Source organism: Pseudomonas sp. Choline-02u-1 (assembly GCF_002836515.1).
Taxonomy (GTDB): domain Bacteria; phylum Pseudomonadota; class Gammaproteobacteria; order Pseudomonadales; family Pseudomonadaceae; genus Aquipseudomonas.
Window position 1 is genome coordinate 107,286 of the sequence record NZ_PJBC01000002.1, and the last position, 17,885, is coordinate 125,170.

Sequence of the window (17,885 nt, forward strand, 5' to 3'; positions counted from 1 at the left end):
AGATAAATATGCCCGACGTCAGTGCCGGGCGAATTGCCGCTGCAATGCCAGATCCCACGGCGGCACCGGGCTGAAACGGGTTTTCAGATATTCCAGCAACAAACGACTGCGCGAATGAATCTGCTGTTCCATGCGCAGCGCGTAAATACCGGTGGACTCCGGTGGCGGCAGGCCATTTTCGCAGAACAACGGCACCAGCTCCCCTCGCAGCAGGTATTCGCTGGCCAGCCAGGTCGGCAGGTGTGCGACGCCCAGACCCGCCGCCGCGCCACACGCAAGCGCTTCGGCATTGTTGGCGCTCAGGCGCACGCGGGATGGCCGGTGCAGTTGCATTTGCCCGTCCACTTCGAATTTCCAGGCAAAGGGCGGCGCAAGGCCTTCCCAGTCGAGCCCGTCGTGGTCACTCAACTGCGCCGGATGCTCGGGCACGCCGCGCTGCTTGAGGTAGTCAGGGCTGGCGCAGGCGACGCGTACCATGCTCGCCAATGGCGTGGCGACCAGGCGCGAGTCAGCCAACTGCCCCGTACGCAACACCAGATCGACTTTGCCCAGACTGGTGCCGGCCATGTCGCTGAAGCTGTCGATCAGATGCATCTGCACATCCAGTCCCGGGTACAGAAGGAGAAAATCGGCAATTACCGGCGCCAGATGCCGCCTCCCGAAGGCTGCAGGCGCATCGATGCGGATCAGTCCTTCCGGCGCGCTGCTTAATGAAACGGCTTCGGCACGTGCCAGTTGCAACTCGGCGATGATCCGCCGCGCCCGTTCGGCAAACGCCAGACCGGCCGACGTCGGCAGGACCGCGTGGGTACTGCGCACGAACAGCTGACTGCCGACGGCACTTTCCAGGCTGTCGATGCGCCGGGCCACGGCGGAAGGGGTCAGCGGATGGCGGCGTGACGCGGCTGAGAAACTGCCACTCTCCAGTACATCGAGAAACAGGCCGAGCTGATCGGTCAATTGATTGGGATTCATGAGAAAACACGCTTGTGCAGGATCGGCAAAGCCATTGTGCGTTGCTGTGCGTTTCCCCGCTAGGCGCGAGTGCGTAGCATTGGCCGCCTGTCGTTAGAGGATTACCGTTGTGATGGATTTTCTGTTGTACCTGTTGTTCGGCGCTGCCCTTGGCACCTTGGGCGGGATCTTTGGCATCGGCGGTGGCTTGATTGCGATTCCTTTGCTCGGCGTTTGGTTCGGCCTCGATCAGCAGATCGCCCAAGGCACGGCGCTGGTGATGGTGGTGCCCAACGTGATGCTGGCGCTGTGGCGTTATCACCAGCGCAATCGCATCGAGTTGCGCCATGCGCTGCCGCTGGCGGTGATGGGTTTTTGCTTCGCCTGGCTCGGCTCGATCTGGGCGGTGGGCATCGATGCGCAAACCATGCGCATCGGGTTTGTCGCCTTTCTGGTGGCGCTGTCGGCGTACAACCTGCTGAAAATGTTCGGCCCGCGGCCAGCACCGACCGCCCAAATGCGCCATTCGTGGCCATGGCTGGGCGTGCTCGGCGCGGCGTCAGGAACCATGGGCGGCTTGTTCGGCGTGGGGGGCGCAGTGGTCGCCACGCCGGTGCTGACCAGCCTGTTCGGCACTACCCAAGTGGTCGCTCAGGGCTTGTCCCTGGCGCTGGCCCTGCCGAGTACCGGCGTGACGCTGGTGACTTATGCGGTACACCACGAAGTCGACTGGATGATCGGCTTGCCGCTGGCGCTTGGCGGTCTGGCCAGCATCAGTTGGGGCGTGAAAGTTGCCCACGCGATGCCGGAAAAACTCCTGCGTGGGCTGTTCTGCGGCTTCCTCGTGCTGTGTGCGGTGATGCTCGCGTTTAAAGTTTGAAGCCCTCGACGATGTGCTCGGCCAGGCATTCAGTGATCGGCGACGGGTTGTTCAGGTTGCGGATCAGCATGATGCTGGCCTCGGGCAGCAACGGCAGGTCTTCGGCGGTGCCAAGAATGCGCATGTCCGGAGTGATCAGGCTCTCCAGTTGCGCGGTGATCGCCAGCCCCGCGCTGACCACGGCCATCAGCGCCGACAGGCTGCTGCTGTTGTAGGCGATGCGGTAATCGCGGCCCATCGCGTCCAGCGCATTGCACGCCCACAAGCGGCAGAAGCAGTCGCTGTTGAACATCGCCAGGGGTAACGGCGTCTGCTCGTGGGCACTGAAATTCTGCGCCTCGGCCCACACAAAGCGCTCCTTGCGCAGCAACTGGCCGATCTCGTTGCCCGGTTCACGGGTGACGATCGACAAGTCCAGATCGGTGCGCTGCAGCAACTGTTTGCTCGACTCGCAATGCACTTCGATCTGGATCAGCGGATAAAACTGCGCAAACCGCGACAGGATCCCCGGCAGAAAGCGCATCACATAATCATCCGGCGTGCCGATGCGCACGGTGCCGACCATGTGCGGCTCACGCAAGGTATTGAACACCTCACTGTGCAGTTTGAGAATGCGCCGCGCATAGCCGAGCAACACCTGGCCTTCAGCGGTCAGTCGCACCTGACGGCCATCGCGCTCGAACAACTGGCGCTGCAACACGTCTTCTTCCAGGCGTTTCATCTGCATGCTCACCGCCGACTGAGTGCGGTTGACCATCTCGCCGGCACGGGTGAAACCACCCTGGTCGGCGATCGCAACGAAGGTACGCAGGACATCGGTATCGATACTGGGGTAGGCGGACAATTGATGAATCTCCGTGATGCATGCCATCAGAAACATTCGTTGGATTGATCTTAGCGCCGGGACGAGACTTGAGCCATCCACAAAAGGAGGCAAGACGATGAAAGGTCAAAGAGAGTATGTGAACGAAGAACAGCTGTCGGGCCACGGCCATATCGTGTCCGATCTGCTGCACAAATTCAGTCGTTGGTACGAACTGCACCGTGAACGGGAAATGCTCGCCGGCCTCAGCGACGAGGCGTTGAAGGACATCGGCATCAGCCGCGCCGATGTCGAACATGAAACCGTGCGGCCGTTCTGGGACGACCCGATGCATAAATGATGAGGCTATTGCTACACAAACCCCTTTCAGGTGAGGTAGGTTGCGAGCAGACATGGAGGAATAAATGCCCGCGACAGTGTCCTTTTCCCTCAAACAGGCGCGACGTCTGGCGCTGGCTGCCCAAGGGTTCAACGGGCGCCAGCCGCCAACCGTTACCGCCAACCATCTCAACCGGCTGATCGAACGGCTGGGCCTGCTGCAAATCGATTCCGTCAATGCCGTGGTGCGCTCGCACTACCTGCCGCTTTTTTCCCGTCTCGGTTCCTATTCTTTCGACTTGCTCGACCAGGCTGCCTGGAGTTCGGGGCGCCGGCGCACGTTGTTCGAATACTGGGGCCATGAAGCTTCGTTGTTGCCGCTGTCGATGTATCCGTTGCTGGGCTGGCGCATGCAGCGGGCCAGACGCGGCGAGGGCATCTATCAGCAATTGGCGAAGTTCGGTCGCGAACAGCGAGAGACGATTCGCCGCGTGCTGGCATCGGTCGAACAGCAGGGCGCCTTGGGCGCCGGCAGTCTGTCGACTCGCGAAGACAAGGCTGGGCCGTGGTGGGACTGGAGTGCGGAAAAGCTTGCGCTGGAATGGTTGTTCGCTGCCGGTGAAGTGACCGTGGCCGGGCGACGCGGGTTTGAGCGTTTGTACGATTTACCGGAGCGGGTGATACCCGCGGCGATCCTGCAGCAGCCGATGCCGGATGAGGCCGAGGCGCAACGCGGCCTGTTGCTGCATGCGGCGGGGGCATTGGGCGTCGGCACGGAAAAAGACCTGCGCGATTATTTCCGCTTGAGCCCGGCGGATGCGCGGCCGCGTCTGGCTGAACTGGTCGAGGCGGGGCAGTTGCAGATGTGCGAAGTCGGCGATTGGCGGCAGATCGCTTATTGCCTGCCGGAGCCCAAAGTGCCGCGCAGGGTTACTGCCAGTGCGCTGTTGTCGCCGTTCGACTCGTTGATCTGGGAACGCAGCCGCACCGAGCGGCTGTTCGATTTCCGCTATCGCCTGGAGATTTACACACCGCAGCCCAAGCGGGTTTACGGCTATTACGTGCTGCCGTTTTTGCACAACGAACGGATCGCCGCGCGAGTCGATCTGCGCGGCGAGCGAGCGGCGGGGCAGTTGGCGGTGCATGCGGTGCACGAGGAAGAAGCCGGGCTGGACGAGGAGGGCATGCTGGCGCTGGCCGCGAACCTGCAGCGGATGGCGCAGTGGCTCGGAATGGCCCGGGTGCAGTTGAATTGTCAGCGCGAGAGTGCGGCTCGGCTGAGGCTGGCATTGGCGCAAGTGGATGGCGCCGGCACCCTGTAGGAGCTGCCGAAGGCTGCGATCTTTTGATCTTGTTTTGAAGATCAAAAGATCGCAGCCTTCGGCAGCTCCTACACGGGGTGCGGTCTAGCGCCGGACCTGCTTCAACGTTTCGGCAATCAAAAACGCCAATTCCAGCGACTGGTCAGCATTCATCCGTGGGTCGCAGTGGGTGTGATAGCGATCGGACAAGCCATCCTCGGTAATCGGCCGTGCGCCGCCGATGCACTCGGTGACGTTCTGTCCGGTCATCTCGATGTGAATGCCGCCGGCATAGCTGCCTTCCGCTTCGTGCACCTGAAAGAACTGCTTCACTTCACCAAGGATCTGCGCAAAGTCGCGGGTCTTGTGGCCGCTACTGGCCTTGATGGTGTTGCCGTGCATCGGATCGCAGCTCCAGAGAACTTGTTTGCCTTCACGCTGCACCGCGCGGATCAGCGCCGGCAAGTGATCGCCGACCTTGTTCGCACCCATCCGCGCAATCAGGTTCAAGCGGCCAGGATCGTTGTCCGGGTTGAGCACGTCGATCAGGCGAATCAGGTCATCGGGGTTCATGCTCGGGCCGACCTTGACGCCGATCGGGTTGTTCACCCCGCGCAAGAATTCGACATGCGCGCCGTCGAGCTGGCGGGTGCGGTCGCCGATCCACAGCATGTGCGCCGAGCAATCGTAGTAATCGTTGGTCAGGCTGTCGCGGCGCACGAAGGCTTCTTCGTAGTTCAGCAGCAACGCTTCGTGGGCGGTGAAGAAACTGGTTTCGCGCAGTTGCGGCGAGCTGTCCATGCCGCAGGCGCGCATGAACGCCAGGGTTTCATCGATACGATCAGCGAGGTGGCTGTACTTTTCGGCCAGCGCCGAGTTGGCGATGAAATCCAGATTCCATTTGTGCACCTGATGCAGGTCGGCAAAACCGCCCTGAGCAAAGGCGCGCAGCAGGTTCAGGGTCGCGGTGGACTGGTGATAGGACTGCAGCAAACGCTCCGGATCCGGCACGCGGCTCTTTTCATTGAAGCCGATGCCGTTGACGATGTCGCCGCGATAGGCAGGCAGCGTCACGCCGGCAATGGTTTCGTCATTGGCCGAACGCGGCTTGGCGAACTGGCCGGCCATGCGCCCGACCTTGACCACCGGGCAGCCGGCGGCAAAGGTCATGACGATCGCCATTTGCAGCAACACTTTGAAGGTGTCGCGGATCTTCGCGGCGGAAAATTCGGCGAAGCTTTCCGCGCAATCGCCGCCCTGCAACAGGAACGCGCGGCCCTGCGTGACTTCGGCAAACTGCCGGCGCAGCTCGCGCGCTTCGCCGGCGAACACCAGCGGCGGATAGCTGGCCAGGGTCTGCTCGACCTGGTGCAGGTGGGCAGCGTCGGGGTATTGCGGTTGTTGCTGGATCGGCAGGGCGCGCCAGCTGTCAGGGCTCCACGGTTGGCTCATCACGGTCTCGAAGTTTGATACGCAGGGGAGCGCCATGTTAGCAGCAATTAGTGCGTGACCTGTTCCCGCCCCATCGCCGACAATCGCCGCTTTGCCACGGCACCACAGCGGTGCCATCGCGTCACCGCGCCCGGTGACCATCAGGAGACAAAATGACTGAGGAGCGCGTCGAGCATCTGCTCGCCGAAGTACAGGATGAGTTCGGCGTGATTCGCGTGCTGGAAGTGGCCGATTACCGCTTTCTCGAGTTCGGCGATGCGATCGAGCAGAGCTGCGTGTTCACTGCCGACCCGAGCTGGCTGGAGTACGACTACACCCGCGCCATGTTGATTGGCGCGCTGTGCCACGAGCAGCCGGAGAGCGCGCTGTTTCTCGGTTTGGGTGCTGGCACGCTGACCCAGGCTTGTCTCAGGTTTCTGCCACTGGAAGACGTCGAGGCCATTGAATTGCGTCCGGATGTGCCGCGCCTGGCCATTGAATACCTGGGCCTGGACGATGACCCGCGGCTGTACATTCGGGTTGGTGATGCGCTGGAGTTGCTGCCGACGGCAGAGCCGGCGGATCTGATTTTCGTCGACTTGTATACCGACGTCGGGCCGGGCGTCGGGCATCTGGCCTGGAGCTTTCTCGGCGATTGTCAAAAGCGCCTGAATCCGGGCGGCTGGCTGGTGATCAACCAGTGGGCCACCGATGACGGCAAGCCGTTGGGCGCGGCGTTGTTGCGCGGGCTCTATCACCGGCACTACTGGGAGCTGCCGGTGAAGGAGGGCAATGTGATTCTGATTGTCCCGGCGGACCTCGACCAGGCGCTGGACAGGCAGGCGCTGACGCGAAGGGCCGAAGCGCTGGCGCCGCAGTTGGGGTATTCGTTGCAGTCGTTGATCAACTGTATTCGGCCAGCAACCTGAGTGGCTGATTCGTTCACTGTAGGAGCTGCCGAAGGCTGCGATCTTTTGATTCTGATCTTAAAAAAACAAGATCAAAAGATCGCAGCCTTCGGCAGCTCCTACAGGGGGGGCACTCATCAGAGGCCTTTGAAGACCCCTGGCCGCCGCTCCACCAACGACCGCACCCCCTCCCTGGCATCTTCAGTGGCGAGCAGCTTCTTTACCAACGCCGGTAACGCCTGAGCCGCCGCCGTCTCCCCCTCATAGCGCGCCTGTCGCGCCGACAGCAATGTCGCCTGCACTCCGAGCGGCGCCTGCCGGGCAATCCGCTCTGCCAGCTCGATCGCCCTTGGCATCAGGTCTTCACTGGCCATCACTTCCTGCACCAGTCCCAGATGCAACGCATCGTGGGCATCGAACTCATCGCCGGTGAGCAACCAGCGCATCGCATTACCCCAACCGGCGATCTGTTGAAAGCGTAAAGTCGCCCCGCCAAATGGAAAGACCCCACGCTGCACTTCCATCTGCGCGAAGCGGGTATTGCTCGCACACAGGTTGATATCCGCCGCCAGCATCAGCTCGATGCCAATGGTCAGGCAGTAACCCTGAGCGGCGACAATCACCGGTTTGCTCACCCGTGGCCCGACGAATACGCCCCACGGATCGCAACCGCCGGTCGGAACCTGCCAGCCTTCGGCCAACGCCGCGCTGGCATTGACCAGATCGAGCCCGCTGGTGAAATGCTCGCCGTGGCCAAACACCACGGCCACCCGCGCCTCGTTGTCGGCCTCGAACTCGCCGTAGGCCAGGCTCAGGTCGTCGAGCAGGTCGAGATCGAAGGCGTTGCGCTTGGCCGCCCGATCAAGGCCGATCAGGTGCACGTGACCACGACGTTCACGGCTGACGCGGCCGGCGCAGGGCTGATTCATGGCGAAATCCTCAAGCGGGAAGAGCGCAGGCGCGGCGCTTTGCCGCAGTTTGGTGAAACGTTTAAGTGTCATCGCCCGCAGGGCCGGGCCTTTGCAAAATAGACCGTCGCGCGAGTATCCGCAAAAGCCCATTACACGGCGGTGACACACGGATTACGTCGATAAAAAAAGCTCCCTTTTCGGGCGAAATCCGGTATAGTGCGCGCCGGCCTTTAACCGGGCCGCGTTTAGGTAGCGCAATTTCCCGAAGTCAGCTTCGGCTGCACGTCCGCACTGCGGGCTCTTCCTTGACGATTCTTTTCCATTCATTCGTTTTCGCAAATCCCCGCCGACAAAGCTGCCAGGGCGACTCTTGAGTCTCAACACGGCATGCGCAGCTTTGGAGCATGGGTCTTTGCGGATGCACTTAGAGGCAGACCCATGACCCAGGAAACCGGCGGATTCGCCGCTTTTAATCTCAACCCGAATATTCTTGCAGCCGTCGCAGCGACCGGCTACGAAGAGCCTTCGGCGATTCAGCAGCAATCGATCCCGATCATCATGGCCGGCCAGGACATGATTGGCCAGGCGCAAACCGGTACCGGTAAAACCGCCGCGTTCGCACTGCCTATTCTGCACCGCATCGATCCTGCCAAGCGCGAACCGCAAGCCCTGATCCTGGCGCCGACCCGAGAGTTGGCGCTGCAAGTAGCAACCGCTTTTGAAACCTACGCCAAGCAAATGCCAGGCGTTACCGTCGTGGCTGTTTACGGCGGCGCGCCGATGGGCCCGCAACTCAAGGCAATCCGTAATGGCGCACAGATCGTTGTCGCCACCCCGGGTCGTCTGTGCGACCACCTGCGCCGCGATGAGAAAGTCCTGTCGACCGTTAACCATCTGGTTCTCGACGAAGCTGACGAAATGTTGAAGCTGGGCTTCATGGATGACCTGGAAGTCATCTTCAAGGCTCTGCCAGCGACCCGTCAGACCGTATTGTTCTCGGCGACCCTGCCGCAGTCGATCCGCGCCATTGCCGAACGCCACCTGCGCGATCCGCAACACGTCAAGATCCAGACCAAGACCCAGACCGTCACCGCGATCGAACAGGCTCACCTGTTGGTTCACGCTGACCAGAAAACCTCGGCCGTGCTCAGCCTGCTGGAAGTCGAAGACTTCGACGCCCTGATCATGTTCGTGCGCACCAAGCAAGCGACCCTGGACCTGGCCAGCGCCCTCGACGCCAAAGGCTACAAAGCCGCCGCGTTGAACGGTGACATCGCCCAGAACCAGCGTGAGCGTGTTATCGACTCGCTCAAGGATGGCCGTCTGGACATCGTTGTCGCGACCGACGTTGCTGCCCGTGGTCTTGACGTTCCGCGCATCACTCACGTGTTCAACGTTGACATGCCGTACGACCCAGAGTCCTACGTACACCGTATCGGCCGTACCGGCCGTGCCGGTCGCGAAGGTCGTGCACTGCTGCTGGTGACTCCACGTGAGCGCCGTATGCTGCAAGTGATCGAGCGCGTAACCGGTCAGAAAGTTGCCGAAGTACGCCTGCCAGACGCTCAAGCCGTTCTCGATGCACGCATCAAGAAACTGACCAACAGCTTGTCGCCGCTGGTCGCTGATGCCGAATCGACTCACGGTGAGCTGCTCGACCGTCTGACCGCCGACATCGGTTGCACCCCGCGCGCCCTGGCTGCTGCGCTGCTGCGCAAGGCCACCAACGGTCAAGCGCTGAACCTGGCGGCGATCGAGAAGGAACGTCCACTGGTGCCGAACAATGCACCGCGTGGCGACCGTCCTGAGCGTTCCGGCGATCGTCCGGACCGCGGTGATCGCGAGCGTCGCGCGCCAATGCCTTTGGGCGAAGGTCGTGCTCGTTGCCGTACCGCGCTGGGTGCGCGTGATGGTATCGCTGCGAAAAACCTGCTGGGCGCCATCCTCAACGAAGGCGGTCTGGCCCGTGAAGCGATCGGTCGCATCCAGGTGCGTGACAGCTTCAGCCTCGTCGAACTGCCGGAAGAAGGTCTGGAAAAACTCCTGACCAAACTGAAGGACACCCGCGTGGCCGGCAAGCAGCTCAAACTGCGTCGCTACCGCGAAGATTGATCCGCCCTTGGGCTGATTGATCGCAGATAAAAAATCCCCGACTGGTTCGGGGATTTTTTTTGCCTGTTCATCGGGCTGCATAAACCCTATGGCAGCTGGCTTGCCAGCGATAACGTCAGCCGAAACGATAAATATCCATACCTAGCGCGCCCATCGTGAAACCCTGATGCGCCACGTTCAACTCACCGCCCGCACCCCGGGCAAAATACAACGGCAACAAATGCTCATCGCTCGGGTGGCTACGCACGGCATGCGGCGCCTGCTGGCGATAGTCATGCAGCGCCGTCTCATCGTCAGCGGCCAGCTTGTCGATCATCCAGTCACGAAACTCAAGTGCCCACGGTTCAATGCTTTCCGGGCCGGCATGCCAGTCCAGCTCGCGCAGGTTGTGAGTGATGCTGCCGGAGCCAATCAATAGAACGGCTTGTTCACGCAGGCTCGCCAGCGCACGGCCAACCCGTGTCTGCAGCGCCGGCCCGCCGCGACTTGGCAGCGAGACTTGCACCACCGCAATATCCGCCTGCGGATACATCAGTGACAGTGGCACCCACACGCCATGATCGAACGGTCGTTGCGGATCGAGCCGCGCTGACAGGTCATTGGCGTTCAGCATTTGAGCCACTTCAGCGGCGAACGGCGGATTGCCCGGTGCCGGGTACTGAACCTCAAACAGCGCACGGGGGAATCCGCCGAAGTCGTGCCAGGTTTCCGGGCGCGGGTGGCTGCTAACCAGCAACTCGTGGCTTTCCCAATGCGCCGAGACGATGACGATGGCTTTGGGGCGCGGCAGTTCAGCGGCCAGTCGCGCCAGTGCCGGGCCGCTGGCGCCCGGTTCCAGCGCAAGCATCGGTGAGCCGTGGGAGATAAACAGGCTGGGCAACATGGACGGGCTCCTGAGTGATTATGATGAGCCATCTTCAGCCAGATCATCGATCTGAATCTAATATAAGTTCCTGCGGTTTTTCATCGGTTTTTCGGGAGTGATCCATGCAGCCTGAGTTTTGGTACAAGAAATGGGATTCGAACCAGATCGGCTTTCATCAGCCCGACGCCAATCCGTATTTGCAGCGTTACTGGCCAGAGCTGGCGATTGCAGCGTCTGCGCGGGTGTTGGTGCCGCTGTGTGGGAAAAGTCTGGACTTGTTGTGGCTGGCCGGGCAGGGGCATTCGGTGCTCGGGGTAGAGCTGTCAGTGAAAGCCGCCGAGGACTTTTTCAGTGAGCATCGGCTTGACCCGCGAATCAGCGAGAAGGGCGCTTTCAAGGTGTATCGCAGCGATACCGTCGAGTTGTGGTGCGGAGATTTCTTTGCGCTGACGGCGGAGGATGTTGCCGGTTGCACGGCGTTGTATGACCGCGCCGCGTTGATTGCCTTGCCGGACGCGATGCGCCAGCGATATGCGGCGCATCTGCAGCAGTTGCTGGGGCACGGAATGCAGGGGCTGCTGATCACTCTGGATTACGATCAGACGCAGATCCCGGGGCCGCCATTTGCGGTGGAGAATGATGAAGTACAGCGGTTGCTGGGCCAGGGTTGGCAGGTGGATAGGCTGGAAGAGCGGGATATTCTGGCTGAAAGCCCCAAGTTTCTGCAGGGCGGGGCTAAGTGGTTGGTGGAGCGGGTTTATCGGGTTTCTTCCCGATAGTTTTAAGTTAACTGTTCCGGCGTCTTCGGGAGCAAGGCCCTCCCACAGGGGCTCATGTCGTTTCATGGATTATTTGTAACACGCGATCGTTGTGGGAGGGGGCTTGCTCCCGAAGACGCCCGCCCAGCCGTCCTATCTTTAATAGAAGAAAAAGCCCGCATCACTGCGGGCCTTTTCATGATCGCCGGTTGAATCAACCGCGACGACGCAATGCGTCGATACGCTCTTCCAGTGGCGGGTGGCTCATGAACATGCGGGCGAAGCCCTGTTTGATGCCACCGTTGATGCCGAAGGCGTTCAGGGTGTCGGGCATGTGCACCGGCAGGCCCTGTTCGGCACGCAGACGTTGCAGAGCGCCAATCATCGCGCTGGTACCGGCCAGTCGGGCACCGGCCTCGTCGGCACGGAATTCGCGCTTGCGCGAGAACCACATGACGATTGCGCTGGCGAGGATGCCCAGCACCAGTTCGGCGAAGATGGTCGCCACGTAGTAGGCGATACCCTGGCCTTCTTCGTTCTTGAAGATCACCTTGTCGACGAAATTACCGATGATCCGGGCGAAGAACATCACAAAGGTGTTCACCACGCCCTGGATCAGCGCCAGGGTGACCATGTCACCGTTTGCCACGTGACCGATTTCGTGGGCCAGTACGGCTTTCACTTCATCGGGCGAGAAACGCTCGAGCAGGCCCTGGCTGACCGCGACCAGCGCGTCGTTCTTGTTCCAGCCGGTAGCGAAGGCATTCGCTTCGTAGGCTGGGAAAATCCCGACTTCAGGCATCTTGATCCCGGCTTCGCGGGACAGTTGCTCGACCGTTTGCAGCAGCCATTGCTCATGACGGGTGCGTGGCTGGCTGATGATTTGCGTGCCGGTGCTCATCTTCGCCATCCACTTGGAGATGAACAGCGAGAACAGCGAGCCGGCGAAACCAAAGACCGCACAGAAAACCAGCAGCTGACTGAGGTCGAGATCGACCCCGTTGGCCGCCATGAACCCGTTGAAGCCGAACAGGCTCAGGGTGATGCTGGCTATCAGCACGACCGCAAGGTTAGTGGCCAAAAACAGCAGGATGCGCATCATGGTTGTAGAACTCTCCTCAAGCTAAAGATTTAGCGTACTGCGGGGTATATAAGGTGCGGCACCGGGCTATTCAACCGAGTGACTATTTCAAACTGTGTCCTACAGCAGTTTCGTGAGTGAAAAGGAAAATTCCCACCCGAGATTCCGATATGGATGACACACCCTTTCGTCCCGCCATCATTAGGTCAGACATGCCTTCAAGCCTCGCTGTGAAAGTGTAGAAGGGCTGCAAAGGTGCGAAACAAAGATGTGTTGCTGAATCAGACAGTGCGCAACAGACAATCCGCTGCGCACTGCGGGCCCACTACTGACGGTAGGACTTGAGGAAGTTGCCGATGCGGCCTATGGCCATTTCCAGGTCATCGACGCGGGGCAAGGTGACTACACGGAAGTGATCGGGCCACGGCCAGTTGAACGCCGTGCCTTGCACCACCAGCAGCTTCTCGGAGAGCAGCAGGTCGAGGACAAATTTTTCGTCGTTGTGGATCGGACAGACCTTCGGGTCGATCTTCGGGAACGCATACAGCGCGCCCATCGGTTTGACGCAACTGACGCCGGGAATATCGTTGAGCAACTCCCATGTGCGGTTGCGCTGTTCCAGCAGACGGCCCTGCGGCAGCACCAGATCGTTGATGCTCTGGTAGCCGCCGAGTGCGGTCTGGATTGCGTGCTGGCTCGGCACGTTGGCGCACAGACGCATGTTGGCCAGCATGTCGATGCCTTCGATGTAGCTCTGCGCGTTGTGTTTCGGCCCGGAGATGGCGATCCAGCCGGAGCGGAAACCGGCCACGCGATAGGATTTCGACAGACCGTTGAAAGTCAGGCAGAGCAGGTCTGGCGCCAGCGAAGCAGTGCAGACATGCACGGCGTCGTCGTACAGAATCTTGTCGTAGATCTCATCGGAGAACACCACAAGATTATGTGCACGGGCGATTTCCAGCATGCCCAGCAGTACTTCTTTCGAATAGACCGCACCGGTCGGGTTGTTCGGGTTGATGATCACCATCGCCTTGGTGTTCGGAGTGATCCTGGACTTGATGTCGGCCAGGTCCGGGAACCAGTCGGCGCCCTCGTCACACAGGTAATGCACGGCGTTACCGCCGGCGAGGCTGACGGCAGCCGTCCACAGCGGGTAATCCGGGGCCGGCACCAGCACTTCGTCGCCGTTGTTGAGCAGCGCCTGCAGCGACATTACGATCAGTTCGGAAACGCCGTTGCCCAGGTAGATGTCTTCGATGCCGACACCTTCGACCTGCTTCTGCTGGTAGTACTGCATCACCGCCTTGCGCGCGCTGAACAGGCCTTTGGAGTCGCTGTAGCCTTGCGCGGTCGGTAGATTGCGGATCACGTCCTGAAGGATTTCGTCCGGCGCTTCGAAACCAAACGGCGCCGGGTTGCCGATGTTCAGCTTGAGGATGCGCTGGCCTTCCTCTTCCAGTCGTTTGGCGTGCTTGAGCACCGGGCCGCGAATGTCGTAGCAGACGTTGGCGAGCTTGTTCGATTTGCTGAACTGCATGGCGATGTGATCCCGAAAATGAACGATCCAGGCGGCAAATGGACAACCGTACTGGGATTGCAGCGTCTTCGTACAGGCGGAGGTCTGACGCTTTTGCGCTCAGAATCCGTTTGAATGCGCCCGGTCTGGCTGCCAGACTGGCGCGTGACGAGGCGCAATCATACGTGCCGCCCGATCCGTGGAAAAGGTACAGATCGGGCTTTTTCAGCCGCTGAGGTGTGATGATGGAAAAGTTGCAGAAAACCCTGGAAGAGTGGAAGGCCATGCTCGACCCCGAGCAGTACAACGTCTGCCGTTTGAGTGCCACCGAGCGCCCGTTCTCGGGCAAATACAACGACACCAAAACTGACGGTGTCTATCACTGTGTCTGCTGCAACGAGCCGCTGTTCGATTCCCAGACCAAATTCGACTCCGGCTGCGGCTGGCCGAGCTTCTACGCGCCGATCGGCGAAAGTGCGATGACTGAAATCCGCGACACCAGCCACGGCATGATCCGCACCGAAGTGAAATGCGCGCGCTGTGATGCGCACTTGGGCCACGTGTTCCCGGATGGTCCCCCCCCGACCGGCCTGCGTTATTGCATCAACTCGGTGTGCCTGAATCTTGAGCCGCGCGAATAATCGAAACAGGCGACATCACGTCGCCTTTTTAATTGGTTATTAGATTGCGCACAATTCAATTGCTCGTTATGTTTGCGCTTTCCTCACCATTGCGGAGCCGTCTCATGAGTGACAACTTGCTGAATATCCCCTGCACAACCATCAAGGGTGAGCAAAAAACCTTGGCCGATTTCGCCGGTAAAGCCGTGCTGGTGGTCAATACCGCGAGCAAGTGTGGCTTCACTCCGCAATACAAGGGCCTCGAAGAACTCTGGCAGACCTACAAGGACCAGGGGCTGGTGGTGCTGGGTTTTCCCTGCAACCAGTTCGGCAAACAGGAACCAGGTAATGAAGGCGCCATCAGCGAGTTCTGTGAGTTGAATTTCGGCGTCAGCTTCCCGTTGTTCAAGAAGATCGACGTCAACGGCGCCGATGCTCATCCGCTGTTCGTGCAGTTGAAGAAGCGCGCCCCGGGCGTGCTCGGCTCGCAGGGCATCAAGTGGAATTTCACCAAATTCCTGATCGGCAAAGACGGCCAGTTGGTCAAGCGTTTCGCCCCGACGACCAAGCCGCAGGATCTGAGCGCCGAGATCGAAGCGCTGCTGAAATGAGCGTGCCGGTTGATTCGCTGAGGCTCGACAGCCAGTTGTGCTTCAAGTTGTACGCAGCCTCGCGGGCGGTGATTCGTGCCTACAAGCCGATGCTTGATCAGTTGGGCCTGACCTACCCGCAGTATCTGGCGATGCTGGTGCTGTGGGAGTGGCAGGACGCGGAACCCGAGCAGCCGACCGTGAAAGCCTTGGGCGAGCGCCTGGCGCTGGACTCAGGGACTTTGACGCCATTGCTCAAGCGTCTTGAGCAGGTCGATCTGGTCCAGCGTCGGCGCTCGGCACGCGATGAACGGGAGGTGCATTTGAGCCTGACAGCTGCCGGACAAGCGTTGCGCGAGCAGGTCGGGCCGTTGAAGGCGCGCCTGCTTTGCGACAGCGGCGTCGATCTCGACCGGCTCAATGATTTACGCGCCGGCCTCGATCACTTGCTCGGGCAGATCAAAGTGCTGTCGTAGTCGGCATCCACTGATCTAGCAACGCCGCGAGTTCTTCACGGCGAAACGGTTTGGCCAGGTAGTCGCTCATGCCGGCGGCGCGGCAACGTTCGCGCTCTTCGGACATGGCATTGGCGGTCAGCGCGACAATCGGCAGATTCGGCCAGCGCCCGCTCTGACGAATCTGTCGACTGGCTTCATAGCCATCCATCACCGGCATGTTGCAATCCATCAGCACCAGATCGAAATCGGCAAACTCCAGTTGGTCCAGCGCCTCGGCGCCATGACCCGCTACGACCACATCGCAGCCAAGCTTGCCCAGCATGCCTTTGGCGACCAGTTGGTTGACCGGATTGTCCTCGACCAACAGCACTTTGCCCCGACGCGCGGACGGCGAGGCGTCCGCTTGCGCTTCGCTGAGGGTGGCGACGTCCGGTTGCAGAATACGCCGCAGGTGCTGGTACAGCGCATTGCGCGCCAGCGGCCGGGCCTGTTGCTGCAGGGGCGCAAGGGCGGCGGCTTCTTCGCTGGGCAGAAAACTGCCGTAAGCCGTCACCAGCAGGATCGGCGCAGTAATATTTGGACGCAGACCGAACAGGCACTCGGGGCAATCAGTGATCAGTACGTCAGGATTGAGGCCCAGCAGCGAATCATCAATGGTGCGCTGCGTGTATTCGAGGCCCCAGACCGGTAAAAGGCTTTTCAGTAATTCAGCCAGACCACTGCTCGCAGCAGTGATCGCGAGAACCTTGCCGCGTAACGGTGCCGGCGCCAGGGCGCGGGTGTGAATGGGCAATGGTAGTTCGGCGCAGAACTGGCTGCCGAAACCACTTTCAGAGCTGATGGTCAGACGGCCCTGCATCGCTTCGCAAAGATTATAGGTCAACGCCAGCCCCAGCCCGGTGCCGCCGTACTGACGAGTGATGCCAGCACCGGCCTGAGTGAACGGCTGGAAGATTTTCACCTGGGCTTCCTGGGCGATACCGATGCCGGTGTCGCAGACGTCGATGCGCACGCCATTTTTGTGCGCCGACAGACGCACATCGACCCGACCGAAGCGGGTGAATTTCAGCGCGTTGGACAGCAGGTTACTGACGATCTGCCGCACTCGGGTCGGGTCGCCCAGCACGAGTGCCGGGAAGTGCGGCTCAATCAGACAGGTCAACTCGACGCTCGGCGCGGCATTCTGCGACAGCAGGTTGGCGGTGTCCTCGATCAGCGAACCAAGGTCGAACGGGATGTTTTCCAGCTCCAGTTGCCCGGCGTCGAATTTCGACAGGTCGAGAATGTCGTTGAGCAACTCCACCAGCACCTTGCCCGAGTCGTGGGCGATCGACAGTTGTTGCTGCTGCTCGGCGTTCAACGGGCCATCCAGCGACAGCGCGATCATTCCCAGCAAACCGTTGAGCGGCGTGCGGATTTCATGGCTCATGTTGGCCAGGAAGGCCGAACGCGCCTCGGCCATGTCCAGTGCAGTGCGGCGCGCCGCTTCCAGTTCTTCGTTGGATTGACTCAGGCGGGTATTGATTGCCTTGAGTTCGGCGGTACGCGCCGAGACGATGTCTTCAAGCTGCGCAAGGTATTCGGTCAGGCGGTTTTCCGCTGTGCGCCGTTGCTGGATTTCGGTGGCGATGTTCTCGAATTGCTGATTGGCAACTTTGACCAGTACGCCGATTTCATCGTTGCCGTGCCCGGCGGGGCACTCGAGCGTGGTTGGCTCGGCGCTGCGTGGATCGCGGCCGCTGAGTTCGCGGATGACTCGCACCAGTGGCTTGGTCAGCATCACGTAGAACAGCGCCAGCAGAATCCCGGTCAGCAGCAGGCTGCGAGCAAAACCGTTGAGCAGGGTGACTTCCGCGCGGCGCAAAAAGCGACTGCCAAAAGCATAGGTGTCGACTTCCAGTTTCAGCACGCCGAGGGATTCGTTGGGCAGGTGATCGAGGTACAGACGGTCTTCAAAATGACGCTTGGCGCCGAACAGGAAGTCGCTGATCAGCCGATAGTTGCTTTGCAACTCCGGGCGTTTGACGTTGGCCAGCACGGTATCGTTGTTGTCGATCAGTTGCGCCGCGATGATCGCGGGCGAGCGCAGCAGGCCCAGAGTGAGTTCCTGCGCCAGTTCGGCGTCGATGTTGTAGGCAATGCGCGAGGCCGGATTGTGGCTGATTTCGAGTAGCGCGAGGATTTCCCGGTTGATGGAAGCGTCTTCGCTGGCATAATCGATGCCGATCTGCAGCAGACTGAGCAGGGTGCCCAGAATGAACCCGACCAGCACGGTAAGCCTGGCTTGCTTGTAAGACAGCCGGTGGGTGAATTTGATATCCATGGGTTGTTGAACCACTTCCGTTTCCCTTCGCTGCTC

The 17,885-nt window shown here is 60.6% G+C and carries 17 protein-coding genes; 9 read left to right on the forward strand and 8 right to left on the reverse strand.

Annotated elements, in window-relative coordinates; genetic code table 11:
• Positions 1 to 18: 18 nt before the first annotated feature.
• Positions 19 to 975 carry a LysR substrate-binding domain-containing protein gene (locus CXF97_RS01555; RefSeq protein ID WP_101155512.1) on the reverse strand — a complete coding sequence of 319 codons (957 nt, stop codon included), beginning with the start codon at positions 973 to 975 and terminating at the stop codon, positions 19 to 21.
• Positions 976 to 1,087: 112 nt separating this feature from the next.
• On the opposite strand from CXF97_RS01555, the gene CXF97_RS01560 reads away from it, so the two are divergent.
• Positions 1,088 to 1,834 carry a sulfite exporter TauE/SafE family protein gene (locus CXF97_RS01560; protein ID WP_371918359.1) on the forward strand — a complete coding sequence of 249 codons (747 nt, stop codon included), beginning with the start codon at positions 1,088 to 1,090 and terminating at the stop codon, positions 1,832 to 1,834.
• Here CXF97_RS01560 and CXF97_RS01565 read toward each other — a convergent pair.
• Positions 1,824 to 2,678: a LysR substrate-binding domain-containing protein gene (locus CXF97_RS01565; RefSeq protein ID WP_178081135.1), complete on the reverse strand. Its 855-nt coding sequence runs from the start codon at positions 2,676 to 2,678 to the stop codon at positions 1,824 to 1,826. The genes CXF97_RS01560 and CXF97_RS01565 overlap by 11 nt on opposite strands.
• 97 nt (positions 2,679 to 2,775) lie before the next feature.
• Here CXF97_RS01565 and CXF97_RS01570 point away from each other — a divergent pair, with 97 nt between their 5' ends.
• Positions 2,776 to 2,997: a DUF1127 domain-containing protein gene (locus CXF97_RS01570; RefSeq protein ID WP_101155518.1), complete on the forward strand. Its 222-nt coding sequence runs from the start codon at positions 2,776 to 2,778 to the stop codon at positions 2,995 to 2,997.
• A gap of 64 nt (positions 2,998 to 3,061) precedes the next feature.
• Complete coding sequence (locus CXF97_RS01575) at positions 3,062 to 4,297, forward strand: winged helix-turn-helix domain-containing protein (protein ID WP_101155520.1); 1,236 nt, start codon at positions 3,062 to 3,064, stop codon at positions 4,295 to 4,297.
• Between the two features lie 84 nt (positions 4,298 to 4,381).
• Here CXF97_RS01575 and CXF97_RS01580 read toward each other — a convergent pair whose 3' ends face one another.
• Positions 4,382 to 5,728 carry a class II 3-deoxy-7-phosphoheptulonate synthase gene (locus CXF97_RS01580; protein WP_101155522.1) on the reverse strand — a complete coding sequence of 449 codons (1,347 nt, stop codon included), beginning with the start codon at positions 5,726 to 5,728 and terminating at the stop codon, positions 4,382 to 4,384.
• 152 nt (positions 5,729 to 5,880) lie between these two features.
• On the opposite strand from CXF97_RS01580, the gene CXF97_RS01585 reads away from it, so the two are divergent.
• Positions 5,881 to 6,636 (forward strand): spermidine synthase, encoded by a 756-nt coding sequence (locus tag CXF97_RS01585; RefSeq protein ID WP_101155524.1) that lies wholly within the window; start codon positions 5,881 to 5,883, stop codon positions 6,634 to 6,636.
• A gap of 116 nt (positions 6,637 to 6,752) precedes the next feature.
• Here the strand turns inward: CXF97_RS01585 and CXF97_RS01590 are convergent, their stop codons facing one another.
• Complete coding sequence (locus tag CXF97_RS01590; protein ID WP_101155526.1) at positions 6,753 to 7,544, reverse strand: crotonase/enoyl-CoA hydratase family protein; 792 nt, start codon at positions 7,542 to 7,544, stop codon at positions 6,753 to 6,755.
• Between the two features lie 420 nt (positions 7,545 to 7,964).
• On the opposite strand from CXF97_RS01590, the gene CXF97_RS01595 reads away from it, so the two are divergent.
• Positions 7,965 to 9,638 carry a DEAD/DEAH box helicase gene (locus CXF97_RS01595; protein ID WP_042607879.1) on the forward strand — a complete coding sequence of 558 codons (1,674 nt, stop codon included), beginning with the start codon at positions 7,965 to 7,967 and terminating at the stop codon, positions 9,636 to 9,638.
• 115 nt (positions 9,639 to 9,753) lie between these two features.
• On the opposite strand, the gene CXF97_RS01600 is transcribed toward CXF97_RS01595, so the two are convergent.
• A complete protein-coding gene (locus CXF97_RS01600; protein ID WP_101155528.1) occupies positions 9,754 to 10,521 on the reverse strand; it encodes a class III extradiol ring-cleavage dioxygenase in 768 nt (255 codons plus the stop codon).
• Between the two features lie 104 nt (positions 10,522 to 10,625).
• Here CXF97_RS01600 and CXF97_RS01605 point away from each other — a divergent pair, with 104 nt between their 5' ends.
• Entirely contained in the window at positions 10,626 to 11,282 is a 657-nt protein-coding gene (locus CXF97_RS01605) for a thiopurine S-methyltransferase (protein WP_101155530.1), read from the forward strand.
• A 193-nt stretch (positions 11,283 to 11,475) separates the two neighbouring features.
• Here CXF97_RS01605 and htpX read toward each other — a convergent pair whose 3' ends face one another.
• Positions 11,476 to 12,363 (reverse strand): protease HtpX, encoded by an 888-nt coding sequence (htpX, locus tag CXF97_RS01610; protein ID WP_007908619.1) that lies wholly within the window; start codon positions 12,361 to 12,363, stop codon positions 11,476 to 11,478.
• Positions 12,364 to 12,667: 304 nt separating this feature from the next.
• Entirely contained in the window at positions 12,668 to 13,879 is a 1,212-nt protein-coding gene (locus tag CXF97_RS01615) for a pyridoxal phosphate-dependent aminotransferase (RefSeq protein WP_101155532.1), read from the reverse strand.
• A gap of 224 nt (positions 13,880 to 14,103) precedes the next feature.
• On the opposite strand from CXF97_RS01615, the gene msrB reads away from it, so the two are divergent.
• The 3 genes from msrB to CXF97_RS01630 all read left to right on the forward strand — a co-directional run bounded on the left by msrB (position 14,104) and on the right by CXF97_RS01630 (position 15,544).
• Positions 14,104 to 14,499: a peptide-methionine (R)-S-oxide reductase MsrB gene (gene msrB, locus CXF97_RS01620; RefSeq protein WP_101155662.1), complete on the forward strand. Its 396-nt coding sequence runs from the start codon at positions 14,104 to 14,106 to the stop codon at positions 14,497 to 14,499.
• Between the two features lie 104 nt (positions 14,500 to 14,603).
• Entirely contained in the window at positions 14,604 to 15,089 is a 486-nt protein-coding gene (locus tag CXF97_RS01625) for a glutathione peroxidase (protein ID WP_101155534.1), read from the forward strand.
• Positions 15,086 to 15,544: a MarR family winged helix-turn-helix transcriptional regulator gene (locus tag CXF97_RS01630; RefSeq protein ID WP_101155536.1), complete on the forward strand. Its 459-nt coding sequence runs from the start codon at positions 15,086 to 15,088 to the stop codon at positions 15,542 to 15,544. Before CXF97_RS01625 ends, CXF97_RS01630 begins: the two co-directional genes overlap by 4 nt.
• On the opposite strand, the gene CXF97_RS01635 is transcribed toward CXF97_RS01630, so the two are convergent.
• Positions 15,528 to 17,849, reverse strand: coding sequence for a response regulator (locus CXF97_RS01635; protein WP_101155538.1), 2,322 nt, complete (start codon positions 17,847 to 17,849; stop codon positions 15,528 to 15,530). The genes CXF97_RS01630 and CXF97_RS01635 overlap by 17 nt on opposite strands.
• Positions 17,850 to 17,885 lie beyond the last annotated feature (36 nt).